Below are 12,112 nucleotides of genomic sequence, written 5' to 3' on the forward strand. Positions count from 1 at the left end.
GGATGAACCTGAAGGTGCTGCGCGCGGCGGCGCTGGTCGAGGCCGTCTCCGTCGTCGTCCTGTTCGTCAACCTGTTCACGGTCCACGCCGAGCCGATCACCTCCCTCGGCGGCCCGGTGCACGGCTCGGCGTACCTGATCACCATCGTGGCGGCGTTCGCGCTGACGGTCGCCGGTTCGGCGGGCACGGCCCGGGCGCTGGCCTTCGTCCCCGGCATCGGCGGGATGCTCGTCCTGCGGTGGCTGCGGCGCCACCCCGAGGCGGTCAAGGCGCGCGCCGGGGAACCGGTGGGGTGACCGGCCGTGGCTGACCGCGCGGGGCCGGGCGCCATACCGGCCGGCCCGGCCGTCGAGGCCGCTCGCCCCGCGCGTACATCCAGTACCTGCTGCCCGGCGTGATGGTGATGTCGGTCGTGATGACCACCGTGTACACGGGCATCGCGATCAACAACGACATCGGCAAGGGGGTCTTCGACCGGTTCCGCACGCTGCCGGTGTGGCGGCCGGCGACGGTCGTCGGCTACCTGCTCGGCGACGTGCTGCGCTACTCGATCGCCTCGGTGGTGAGGCTCACCGCCGGCCTGGCCATCGGTTTCCGGCCGGACGGAGGTGCCGCCGGAGTCGTCGCCGGCATCCTCCTCCTCATCGTCTTCGCCTTCTCCTTCTCATGGATCGGGACGATGTTCGGCCTGCTCGTACGGGATGAGAAGACGGTGATGGGGGCCTCGATGACGGTGATCTTCCCGTTGAACTTCCTCAGCGACATCTTCGTCGACCCCGGCACCATGCCGGGGTGGCTGCGGACCCTGGTCGACCACAACCCCGTCACCCACGTCGCCTCGGCGGTGCGCGGCCTCATGGACGGCCACTGGCCGGGCGCCGAAGTGGTGTGGACACTGGGGTGGTCGGCGGTGCTGGTGGCCGTGTTCGGATCCCTGACCGTCCGGCTCTACCACCGCAAGTGACTCCTCCGCGCGAACCGGCGTCCATGGCCGGTTCACGACCCCCTCCCCCTCCCGTCAACTTCCCTGGTGATCCAAGGGATTCAAGCCTTCCGGGCAGGCGCCGCGCACGCTCCGCGAACTCCTTGCTTTGGCCTGTAGCCGGTTGCTAACGTGCAGGCGTAGCACCATCGATCATGGCGGGGGAACGCGGGGGATTCGATGAGTAGCGCAGACGTCGACGACATACGGCCTTTATCACCCACCCTGAGTGCGGCGGCCCGGTCCGACATCCCGGTCGACACGCTCCTTCCAGCGGATTCGCCGCGCACGAAGGGCCTCGACCAGGAGTACGTCGACTCGCTCGTCGCCCTCGACGGGGAACTGCCGCCCATCGTCGTCCACCACCCCACCGGGCGCGTCGTCGACGGCATGCACCGCCTCGCCGCCGCCCGGGCCCGCGGCGACCGCACCATCAGTGCCTACCTCCTCGACGTGCCGGAGCGCAGCCTCTTCGCCGTCGCCGTGAGCCTCAACATCTCGCACGGCAAACCGCTCACCCACAGCGACCGGCTCGCCGCGGCCGCCCGCATCCTGCGGGAGAACCCGGCGCTCTCCGACCGGTACGTCGCCTCCGTCACCGCCCTGTCGCCGCGCACCGTGTCGCGCGTGCGCCGTTCAACCGCCGAGGTTCCGCACCTGAACACCCGCATCGGCCTGGACGGCAAACGGCGCCCCGCCGACGTGGCCGGCGTCGCCAGCGGCCGGCAGCGGGCGGGCCAGTTGATGCTGGAGCGCCCCGGCGCCAGCCTCCGCGAGATCGCCCGCGCCGCCGGGATCTCCCTGGGCACCGCACACGACGTGAAGAAACGCCTCCTCCTCGGCCGGAACCCGGTGCCGGAGGGCCGCGCCGGGACCCGCGCCGGCCAACCGGAGCCACGCGTCCCCGCACCCCGCCGACCACGCCACGAGACCACGTCGCTGCGGGACTCCGGCGAACTGCTGGAGCGGCTGCGCAAGGACCCCGCGCTACGGCTCTCCCAGTCCGGCCGCTTCCTGCTCCGGTGCTTCGCCGTCCACGACGTCGACGCCTCCGTCTGGGCGCGGCTCGCCACGACCATCCCGCCGCACTGCGCCGAGGGCGTCAGCAAACTCGCCCGCGAGTGCGCCGACATGTGGCTCCGCTTCGCCGACCGGGTCGACCGGGAGGCCGGGGCCGCCCGGGCCGGGCAGCGCTCCCACACGAGCGCCTGACGGCCGGACCGCCGCCCCGCTCCCGCGCGGGTGTCTGGGGGCCGGATCGGTGTCCCGTTCCCGCGTGGGCGTCCGATGGCCGGACCGTCGTCCCACTCTCACGCGAGCGCTGACGGCCGGACCGTCGCCCCGCTCCCGTCCCGGAAGCCCCGCGCCGATTTCGCCACCGTGCACGTGCTCGGGGCTTCCGCGTCCCCGCCCCGCAGCCCTCCGCACCGCCACCGACCGGCGGTTTTCACCGTCCGCCCGCCGCGCACGGGGGTCGGGATCAGGACATCGAACACCGTAATTACGAAGGGTCCTTGTGAGAGGATCCGGGACGAGAGGCCGGTTCGGGGCGCGATGGAGCACCCGCCGTCCGAAGGCCGACAGCGCCGCCGCAAGACCTTTTCGTACTTCTCCTCCCCACCGTCGAACCGCCGGGACTCCTCCGGAGCACCGGGCGTCGGCCTCGTGTGTGTGCCGCCACGGCCTGACCGCCCCGGTTCTCCGCCCTTCCCGATTCCCGGCGCGATGGACGACACGCAGAAGGTGGCAACGATGACCGTCACAGACACCGCCGGGCCGCCGAAGTACCCCTTCGGCCCCGTCGTCAGACTCGACCTGCACCCCCGGTACGCGGAGCTGTGCCGCAACGAACCGGTGTCCCGGGTGACGATGCCGTACGGCGGCGAGGCATGGCTCCTCACCGGGTACCACGAGATCAAGGAGTTCCTGGCCGACCCCCGGTTCAGCTCGTACGCCGCGACGGCGCCCGACACGGCGCGGGTGACGCCCCTGCCGCTGCGCCCCGGCAACCTGCTCAGCATGGACCCGCCGGACCACGGCCGGATCCGCAAGGTCGTCGCCCACGCCTTCCGGCCGCGCATCGTCTCGCAACTCGCCGACCGCATGCGGGACCTCGTCGACTCCGAGCTGGACGCCATGGAGGAGGCGGGCCCGCCCGGCGACCTGGTGCAGCGCCTGGCGATCCCGCTGCCGGTCCGCATGATCGTGGAGCTGTTCGGCGTCCCCTACGAGGAGCGCGCCGAGTTCCGCCGGTACTCCGACGTCTTCGTCGCGACCTCCGCGCACACGAAGGAGGAGATCAACGAAGCCCGCGACGGACTGGAGGAGTTCCTCCGCAAACTCATCGCCAAGCGCCGCTCCAGCCTCTCCGACGACCTCATATCCGTACTGATCGAGGCGCTGGACGCCGGCCAGCTCACCGAGGTCGAAGCCGTGCGGACCGGCATCGGCGTACTCATGGCCGGCCACGAGACCTCGCTCAGCATGATCTCGAACGTCTGCTTCCTGCTGCTCGCGCAGCGCGAGCTGTACGCGCAGCTGTGCGACGACCCGAAGCTGATCGACCCGGCCCTGGAGGAGATGCTGCGGATCATCCCGCTCCGCTCGGTCGGCAGCTTCCCGCGCCGCGCGTCGGAGGACGTCGTGATCGGCGGGGTGACCATCCGCGAGGGCGACACGGTCATCTTCCAGCGCGCCCAGGGCGACCGGGACGAGCGGGTGTTCGAGGATCCCGAGACGATCCGCTTCGACCGGGAGCGCAACCCGCACCTCGGGTTCGGCCACGGCATGCACTACTGCCTCGGCGCGAGCCTCGCGCGCGCCGAACTCCGCGTCGCGCTGGAGGGGTTGATGGCCAGATTCCCCTCCTTGCGCCTCGCCGGTACCGCGGAGGATGTTCCGTGGAAGCCGGGACTCATCGCGCGCGCCCCGGAATCCCTTCTCGTCACCTGGTGAGTTCCCCGGCGCGCGATGACGCGAGTCGCGAGAACCGATCGAGGGAGACCATGGCATCAGGTCGCACCACGTGCGCCGGCGCCGGTGCGGGACCCGCCGGGCCGCTGCTCGGCACGCTCCCGGCCTGCGCCGGAGCCGAAGCCGGAACTGGATCCGGAGCCGGAGCCGACACGGCGGACCCCGAGGAGCGCGGCGACTTCCCGCGCGGCTTCCGGGGCGACACGGTCCACGCCCCCACCCACCGGCCCGCGGACCGACCGGGCCCCGGAGGAACGTTCCGGAAGCCCACCCGACGGCACGCCGAACACCCCCGGGCCGCCACCGGCGACGGACCGCACACCCCCGCGGACCACGACCGGCCGCCGGGAAGGGCCCCGTACGCCGTGCTCCTCCCGTGGCGGGACTTCCCCGGCCTCCCCCGCGGAGGGACCGACCGGTCCCCGGCCCCCCGGCCCGTGCACGACCGGATGCCGTACGGCGCCCTCCCGGCAGCCCGCCCGACACCCCACCCGGCGGCCTGCCCAGCGGTTTGCCCGGCGGGGGTCCACCACGCCGGTCCCGGTACGGCGCCGGGCGCGACGGCGCACCGCCCGCCACGGACCACACCCGCCTCCACGGGACCCGGCCGACCGACCCACGCCGGGGCGACCACCGACCGCGGCACGGGCCGCACCGCCGAACCGGACGGCAACCACCCGGAGCCGCCGTAACCGGTCCGCGCGGACCAGCCGAACCGGAAGGCCACGGCGGAGGACCGCGCGGAGAGCAACGCCATGCCGACCCCGCACGCCGTCGCCGCCCACCCGGACGAGCCGGCGGCACGCTGACGCGCGGCGGCGCCCGCCGGGCGCCGCGCCGGTGGAAGGACGGAAGTCGTGGAGGTGCGTGAGCTGAGGACCGCGGGAGCTTTCCTGTTCGTTCCGCGGACCCTCCACGACGCGCGCGGATACGTCGCCTCCCCCTACCGGGAGGCCGCCTTCGAAGAGGCGACCGGCGGACCGCTGTTCCCCGTACGGCAGGCGAACCACAGCCGGTCGAAACGGGGAACCGTGCGCGGCGTGCACTTCACGCGGACACCGCCGGGCGTGGCCAAGTACGTGCACTGTTCACGGGGCCGCGCGCTGTACGTCGTCGTCGACGTGCGCGTGGGCTCGCCGACGTTCGGCGCGTGGGAATCCCTCGTACTGGACGCCGAATACCCCAGCGGGGTGTACGTGCCCGCCGGTGTGGGCCACGCGTACGTGGCCCTGGAGGACACCGTCATCACCGACCTCCTGTCCGCGGAACACGCGGAGGGGGACGAGGAGGCGGTCTCGGTACTCGATCCGGATCTCGGCCTGCCGATACCCGACGACTCGGATCTGATCATTTCGGAACGCGACCGGAGGGCGGTGACGATGGCCGAGGCGGAACGAAGGGGAATCCTGCCCGGATACGACGCCGCCCTGTCCGTGGAGCGGTCGCTGCGCGCGGCCGCCCGTGCCGCGACCGCACCGTGACGCGACGCGACGTGAGAGGAAGACAGGAAGATGACCCAGCAGCAGGACAAGACACAGGGCGAGGCGCAGGGTGAGGCACAGGACGGCACCGGCACGTGGCGGATCGAGGTCGACCGGCTGGTGTGCGCCGGCACGGGCCTCTGCCTCGGCACCGCACACGGCCGGATGCGACTGGACGGAGGACGGGCGCGCCCGGTCGAAGACGTGATCACCCCGGACGACGCGGTGAGGGACGCGGCGGAAACCTGCCCCATGGAAGCGATCACGGTACGCGACACGACGACGGGCGAGGTGGTGGCGCCCCTTTTTTAGGCTCGTTGCGCCTCCGGGGCGCGCCCCCTTTTTTGGGGCTCGTTCCGCCTCCGGGGCGCTGTGAGCGGGTGTCGAGGCGGCGAACGTGCTCAGCGCTTCGCGCCGCCCTTTTTTGGGGCTCGTTCCGCCTCCGGGGCGCTGTGAGCGGGTGTCGAGACGGCGAACGTGCTCAGCGCTCCGCGCCTCCGCGCGATCACCGCCTCGACACCCGCGCGCCCCTTCGGCTCCACGAGCGGTCCAGGGGGGTGCCCTCCCCCTCCCGGCCCGCAGGGTCTTCCGGTCCTACAAGTGGTGCCCGACCGCCTTCCCGGTGCCCGACCGCCCCTCCTGCTCCTCCTGCCGGTCCGGGGAGTCCCGATGCTCGCTCACCGTGCTTCGGAGGCGGAACGCGCCAAGAAGGCTTCGGCGCGCGGTTCGTGTTCCTTGGCCTCGTGCGGGTCCTCGCCGTGGGCGCGGGCGTGGGCGATGCCGTCGAGGGCGAGGGCCAGTTCGCGCCGCAGACCGGCCTGCTGGGCGAGGCGGCGGGCCTGCTGGTGGTGGCCCTCCCCGCGCTCGTAGTCGCCGCGGTCGCGGTGGACGGCGCCGATGACGTTGTGGACGGCCGCCGTCAGGGCCGGGCGGCGGACCCGGCGCAGCAACTGGAGGGCGGCGTGCCCGGCGTGCAGGGCCTCGCGGTGGCGGCCCTGGCGGCGGTAGACGTCGGCGTACTGGGCGAGGATCGGCGCCTGGCCGTCCGGGGTCGTGGTGTGCCGGGCCAGTTCGGACGCCTCGGCGAGCCGGTCCAGGGCGGTGTCCAACTGGCCGGCGCCGGCGTACGCGGTGGCCTCGCCCAGCAGGCCCGTGAGTTCCCCGTACGCGTCGCCGCTCTGCCGGCTCTGGAGGACGACCAGGCGGCTGGTCTGGAGCGCCTCGGCGTGCCGGCCGAGAGCGGCCTGCGCCTCGCCGAGGGAGACCAGGACGGCGCTCTCCTCGTCGTGCGCGTCCGAGCGGCTCAGCTGCACCAGGGCCCGGTGCAGGGCGGCGATGGCGTTCTCGTACTGGCCGAGGGCGTTGTGGAAGGCGCCGATCCGGCCGAGGCAGAACGCCGCGCCGACCCGGTCCCCGGCCCGCTCGGCGAGGGACAACGCCTCCCGCGCGCACTCCAGGCCCTCCTTGACGCGCCCCAGGTGGCCGTAGGGCGCGGCCATGCCGGTGAGCGCGGCACCCTCCAGCGCGGGGTCGCCGAGGCGGCGCGCGGCGGCCGCGGCCTTGCGCAGGACGCCGAGCTCGTCCTCGATGTGGCCGCTCGTGTGCAGGTAGGGGGCGAGGGCCAGGGGCAGGCGGGCGACGTGGGAGTCGAGTCCGACCGCCTCGGCGTGGGCGAGGGCGGCGAGCAGGTTGGCCCGCTCCGCCTCGAACCAGCCGAGCGCGTCGGCCGCGTCCCGCAGGGGCGGGACGGCGACGGGGGCGTGCGGCGGATCCGCCGGGCGGGGCCGCTCCCGGGCAGGCCGTTCGTGGTGGGGCCGTTCCCGGTGGGGCCCGAGCAGGTCGGCGGCCTCGTCGGCGACCCTCAGGTAGTGGTCGAGGAGCCGCTGTTGCGTGTCGCGGGTGGTGTGCGGCTGGTGGGCCGCGGCCTCCCGGGCGAGGGCGCGGACCAGGCTGTGGAAGGTGTAGCGGCCGGGGGTGTGCTGGACGAGGAGCCGCGCGTCGAGCAGGTCCTCCAGCAGGGCCTCGGCCGCGTGCGGGGTGAGCCCGGCGAGGGCGGCGACGGCGTACCGGTCGAAGTCCGTGCCCGGGTGCGCGCCCAGCAGCCGGAACAGCTCCTGGTGGCGGGGCGACACGACCGCGTACGACAGGTGGAGCGCGCTGCGGACGCTGCGGTGCTCGACGGTCAGCTCGTCGAGGCGCAGGGATTCCTCGCGGAGCCGCCCGGCCAGGTACGCGAGGGACCAGTGGGGCCGGTTGGTGAGGCGGGACGCGACGATGCGCAGGGCCAGCGGCAGACGGCCGCACAGGGCGACGAGTTCGGCGGCGGCCTCCTGCTCGGCGGCGACCCGCCGGTGGCCCAGGACCTGGGAGAGGAGCGCCAGCCCGTCGGCGGGGGAGGGCAGCGGCAGGGGGAGCGGCACGGCGCCGTCCAGCCCGGCGAGGCGGGGGCGGCTCGTGACGAGGACCAGGCAGCCCGGCCCGGCGGGGATGAGCGGGCGTACCTGGTCCGAGGCGACGACGTTGTCGAAGAGGAGCAGCATGCGGCGGTCGGCGGTCGTGCCGCGCCATAAGCTCTCGCGGTCGGCCGGGTCGTCGGGGATGAGGTCGGCGGGCACGCCGACGGCCCGCAGCAGCGTACCGAGCGCGTCGCGCGGTTCGACGGGTTCGCAGTGCGGGCTGAAGCCGTGCAGGTCGAGGAAGACCTGGCCGTCCGGGTAGCGGTCGGCGACGCGGTGCGCGGCGTGCACGGCGAGGGCGGTCTTCCCGCTGCCGGCCATCCCGTCGACGGTGATGATCCGTACCGCCTGGTGGGGGGCGGGAGCGTCGGCGGGGTCGCCGGGGGCGGGCGGGACGTGGGCGAGGAGCTGCTCCAGCTCGGCCTCGCGGCCGGTGAAGTCGGGCAGGTCGTGCGGGAGGGAGCGGGGCGGCGGCGCCGGGGCGGGCGGGGCGGCGGGCCGGTCGCGGCGGGCGGCGGGAGGCGTGTCGAGGCCCGGTTCGTTGCGCAGGATCTGCTGGTAGCGGTAGTTGACGGCGCTGCTGGGGTCGATGCCCAACTGCTCGGCGAGCAGGTTGCGCAGGTCGTGGTAGACGCGCAGCGCGTCGGCCTGCCGGCCCACCCGGTACAAGGCGACCATCAGCAGGGCGCTCAGGGACTCGCGCAGCGGGTGCTCGGCGACGAGCGGCATCAGCTCGCTGACGGCGTCGTGGGCCCGACCCTGCTCCAGGCGGAGCTCCAGGAGCCGTTCGCGGGCGCCGAGGTAGCGGTCCTCCAGGGCCGCCGCGGCGGAGGTGAGGACGGGGCTGCGGCTGTCGGGGAGGACCCGGCCGCGGTACAGGGCGAGGGCGGCCTCCAGGGCGGCGACCTCGCCGTCGACGGTGGCGTGGCGGCGGGCCTCGTCGAGGGCCTTGTCGAAGCGGAGGAGGTCGAGTTGGTCCTCGTCGACGACGATCCGGTATCCCGGCCCGTCGGTGAGGATCATTTCCTGCGCGTGAGGAATGCGTGAACGGAGATCGGCAACGATCTTTCGAATCTGGTGTTCCGCCGTCGCAGGCGGGACGCGTTCCCACACCGCTTCCACCAGATGGGAAATCGGCACGAGCCGATTGGCCTCCAGCAGCAGTGCGGCGAGTACCGCGCGGGCACGTGGGCCACCCAGCGGGAGCTGCTGCTCTCCGACCGAAACCACCAACGTGCCCAGAATGCTGAACCGGACAGCGCTCCCCCGTGAGGCCATCATGGAAACTCACTCTATGGGATGAACGCAGAGGTAGCGTCAGTCATTTAGGACAGTTCTTTGATCAATTCCGGTCAATATCGAACGAGTTGATGTTCAAACAGATCCAACTTGACACGTCGACCAGTGGCCAAGAATACTCGCTCACTGTTGGTGACCTGTACGCGTTGACGGTTCACAACCGGCCCCGCTGATCAAGCGGTTGGTCCCCCGGAGACGCCACCGACGGCCCGCCCGAAAGGCCGGCCCGCCGCACCCCGCGTACCACCGCCCCCTCTCCACCTCCGACCCGTACCCCCGCCGCCCGAGGCCCCGACGCGCCCGGGCGTGCGTTCGCGTGCCCGCGCCCGGCCGGACCGAGCGTGCAGCGTTCCGCGAACCACCGCTCGCCCCCCGGGAGCGGTCTGCCCATCAGGAAGGAAGCACCACGCCATGCCGCGTTCCGAACCGCTGCCCCTCTACGGCAAGGAGTACAAGACCGACCCGTACCCGCTGTACCGGAAGCTACGCGAGGAGGGCCCCGTCCACGCGGTCAACTTCCCCAGCGGAGTCAACGCGTGGCTGGTCACGGGCTACGAGGCGGCGCAGAGCGCCCTCACCGACGACCGCCTCGGCAAGAACCACGACCTCGGCAACAGCGCCTGGCGCGAGCGCGCGGCGATCATGCCCGAGCCGCAGCACTCCCAGCTCCAGGTCCACCTGCTGCACCAGGACCCGCCGAAGCACACCGTGATGCGGAAGCTGGTCACCGAGGCGTTCACCCCCCGCAACGTCGAGCGGAAGCGCGCCCGCTTCGAGGAGATCGCCACCGAGCTCCTCGACGCCGCCCTCGGCGCGGCCGGCACCGACGCCGCCGACGCCGCCGGGAGCGGGGTGGTCGACGTGGTCGGCGCCTTCGCCGCGCACTTCCCGTTCCGCGTCCTCGCCGAGGTCATCGGCCTGCCCGACCCGATCGCCGCCCGCTTCGACCGCGACTGGGGCAAGGTCGTCCAGCCCGTCGGCCCCGCCGACCCGCAGCGCCCGGTGTACGAGGGGCGCCTGCGCGGCCTGCAGAACTACATCGCCGAGGTCGTCGAGCACAAGCGCACCCACCCCGAGGACGACCTGCTCACCAAGCTCGTCCGCGCCTGCGAGGCCGGCCAGATCACCAAGGAGGAGCAGGACTCCATCGTCTTCCAGCTCCTCGTCGCCGGCCAGGAGCCCGTCACCAACCAGATCACCACCGCCCTCATCGCCCTCCTGCGCCACCCCGCCGAACTGCGCCGGCTCCAGGAGGCCGTCAGCGGCGACATGAGCGACGCCGACCAGGCGCTGCTCGCCCGCGCCGTCGAGGAACTCCTGCGCTACGACAGCGCCTTCGAGCTCACCACCTGGCGGTTCTTCGCCGAGGACTCCGAACTCTTCGGCACCACCGTCCCGGCCGGGGACTCGGTCATCGTGTCGCTGTGCGCCGCCAACCGCGACCCCGAGCGGTTCCCCGACGCCGACACCCTCGACCTCGACCGCTCGCCCAACCCGCACATGGCGTTCGGGCACGGAATCCACTTCTGCCCCGGCGCCGCCCTCGCCCGTGCCGAACTCCAGATCGCCGTCCGGGCGCTGCTCACCCGGTTGCCCCAGATCCGCCTCGCCGTCCCGGACGAGGACCTGGTCTGGGTGGGCGCCGTCCTCGCGCGCGGCGTCAACGAACTGCCCGTCGCCTACGGCTCCTCGGACGACGCCCCGCGCGGCGGCTGCCCCGTACGGCACTGACGGCCGTACCGCGCGAACCGTGCCCGGCGGAACCCGCCGGGCCGCCTTCCCTCGGACCACTCCTCCCGCACCACGACTCACGGAAGCGAGCCGATCACCCATGCCCGAGTCCGCCACCACCGCCCTGACGCCCGAGGTCGAGCGCATCAGCAAGGAGATCGTGCGGCTCCTCCTCCCGCACCGACGCACCGTGGAGCCCGACACCCATCTCGACACCCCCGACGACTTCCCCGAGCAGCTCAGTCAGATAGCCGACTTCGTCGCCAAGAACGAGCGGGTCATCTTCAGCCTGCCGGGCTTCCCGTGCAAGTCGCCCAACACGGACAAGGTCTTCGGCCACCTCCCGGACCAGGGCGAGCGGCTCGCCCTGCGCTTCCTCGACTCGCTGTGCGCCGACATCGAGAAGGTCTACGAGCCCGGCGCGAAGGTCCTGATCTGCTCCGACGGCCACATCTTCGGCGACGTCATCCGCGTGCCCGACGAGCACATCGACGCGTACAACGACGCGGTGCTCGACATGATCCACGCCGAGGGCCTCGCCGACCACCTCGACACCTTCGACCTGCGCGACGTGTACGGCCCCGACCTGACGTACGACGAGAAGCGCAAGAAGGCCGCCGAGACCCTCGGCCCGACCCTGGAGGAGCTGCGAGCCGAGGTGCGCGAGGACGAGGCGTCCCTGCGCATGTACCGCGGCATCACCCGCTTCCTCGTCGAGGACACCGCCGGCTGGGAGGGCTCCCGCTCCGCCCTGCAGCGCGACTGCCGCCGCCGCGCGTACGAGGTCATCCTCCGCAGCCGCGCCTGGAGCGAGCTGATCGCCGAGAGCTATCCGCGCAACGTCCGGCTCTCCATCCACCCGCAGAACCGCGGCTCGGTCAAGTTCGGCATCCGCCTCCTCGGCGCCGCCGACGCGTGGACCACGCCGTGGCACGCCGTCCTGCTGCACCACACGGACGGCACCTGGGAGCTGATGCACCGCCGGGACGCCGAGAAGCTCGGCCGGGAGGTCCACCAGGACGGCCGGCCCAGCCACTTCGAGGCGATCGGCGACGGCAGCGGCGCGGGCACCGACACCGACGTCGAGACCGGCACCCCCTCCGCCGCGGCGGCCTGACGCGTCACCGCGGCCCGGCCGGCGCGACCCGCGCGTCACGCCGGCCGGGCCGCGCGCCCGAGACGTCGTACGG

At 73.1% G+C, this 12,112-nt stretch carries 8 protein-coding genes and 1 pseudogene; 8 read left to right on the forward strand and 1 reads right to left on the reverse strand.

Features of this window, described 5'->3' with window-relative positions; genetic code table 11:
* Nucleotides 1-2 precede the first annotated feature (2 nt).
* From AC07D6_RS14760 to AC07D6_RS14785, 6 genes and pseudogenes are all read left to right on the forward strand, one after another.
* On the forward strand, nt 3-296 hold the full coding sequence (locus AC07D6_RS14760; protein WP_315877260.1) for a DUF3817 domain-containing protein: 294 nt from the start codon (nt 3-5) through the stop codon (nt 294-296).
* Nucleotides 297-343: 47 nt separating this feature from the next.
* Nucleotides 344-964 (forward strand): annotated as a pseudogene (locus AC07D6_RS14765) (ABC transporter permease); the annotation flags it as partial.
* A 198-nt stretch (nt 965-1,162) separates the two neighbouring features.
* Nucleotides 1,163-2,194, forward strand: coding sequence for a ParB N-terminal domain-containing protein (locus tag AC07D6_RS14770; protein ID WP_479044443.1), 1,032 nt, complete (start codon nt 1,163-1,165; stop codon nt 2,192-2,194).
* A gap of 540 nt (nt 2,195-2,734) precedes the next feature.
* Nucleotides 2,735-3,937 (forward strand): cytochrome P450, encoded by a 1,203-nt coding sequence (locus AC07D6_RS14775; protein WP_315877248.1) that lies wholly within the window; start codon nt 2,735-2,737, stop codon nt 3,935-3,937.
* An 875-nt stretch (nt 3,938-4,812) separates the two neighbouring features.
* Entirely contained in the window at nt 4,813-5,436 is a 624-nt protein-coding gene (locus AC07D6_RS14780) for a dTDP-4-dehydrorhamnose 3,5-epimerase family protein (protein ID WP_315877249.1), read from the forward strand.
* Between the two features lie 30 nt (nt 5,437-5,466).
* Complete coding sequence (locus tag AC07D6_RS14785) at nt 5,467-5,748, forward strand: ferredoxin (RefSeq protein WP_479044447.1); 282 nt, start codon at nt 5,467-5,469, stop codon at nt 5,746-5,748.
* A gap of 365 nt (nt 5,749-6,113) precedes the next feature.
* On the opposite strand, the gene AC07D6_RS14790 is transcribed toward AC07D6_RS14785, so the two are convergent.
* The gene (locus AC07D6_RS14790) at nt 6,114-8,915 is read right to left on the reverse strand and encodes an ATP-binding protein (protein WP_479044449.1); all 2,802 of its coding nucleotides are present in this window, start codon (nt 8,913-8,915) and stop codon (nt 6,114-6,116) included.
* 687 nt (nt 8,916-9,602) lie between these two features.
* On the opposite strand from AC07D6_RS14790, the gene AC07D6_RS14795 reads away from it, so the two are divergent.
* Both AC07D6_RS14795 and AC07D6_RS14800 read left to right on the forward strand, forming a co-directional pair.
* Complete coding sequence (locus tag AC07D6_RS14795) at nt 9,603-10,922, forward strand: cytochrome P450 family protein (protein ID WP_479044451.1); 1,320 nt, start codon at nt 9,603-9,605, stop codon at nt 10,920-10,922.
* Nucleotides 10,923-11,022: 100 nt separating this feature from the next.
* Nucleotides 11,023-12,039, forward strand: a complete 1,017-nt coding sequence (locus AC07D6_RS14800; RefSeq protein ID WP_315880334.1) for an isocyanide synthase family protein — start codon at nt 11,023-11,025, stop codon at nt 12,037-12,039.
* Nucleotides 12,040-12,112 lie beyond the last annotated feature (73 nt).

Source organism: Streptomyces sp. NPDC045287 (genome assembly GCF_056432325.1).

Excerpts from the sequence above, each read along its gene's own strand:
- AC07D6_RS14760 (WP_315877260.1), top strand. The coding sequence starts at position 3 with ATGAACCTGAAGGTGCTGCGCGCGGCGGCGCTGGTCGAGGCCGTCTCC.
- AC07D6_RS14770 (WP_479044443.1), top strand. The coding sequence starts at position 1,163 with ATGAGTAGCGCAGACGTCGACGACATACGGCCTTTATCACCCACCCTG.
- AC07D6_RS14775 (WP_315877248.1), top strand. The coding sequence starts at position 2,735 with ATGACCGTCACAGACACCGCCGGGCCGCCGAAGTACCCCTTCGGCCCC.
- AC07D6_RS14785 (WP_479044447.1), top strand. The coding sequence starts at position 5,467 with ATGACCCAGCAGCAGGACAAGACACAGGGCGAGGCGCAGGGTGAGGCA.
- AC07D6_RS14790 (WP_479044449.1), bottom strand. The coding sequence starts at position 8,915 with ATGATCCTCACCGACGGGCCGGGATACCGGATCGTCGTCGACGAGGAC.
- AC07D6_RS14795 (WP_479044451.1), top strand. The coding sequence starts at position 9,603 with ATGCCGCGTTCCGAACCGCTGCCCCTCTACGGCAAGGAGTACAAGACC.
- AC07D6_RS14800 (WP_315880334.1), top strand. The coding sequence starts at position 11,023 with ATGCCCGAGTCCGCCACCACCGCCCTGACGCCCGAGGTCGAGCGCATC.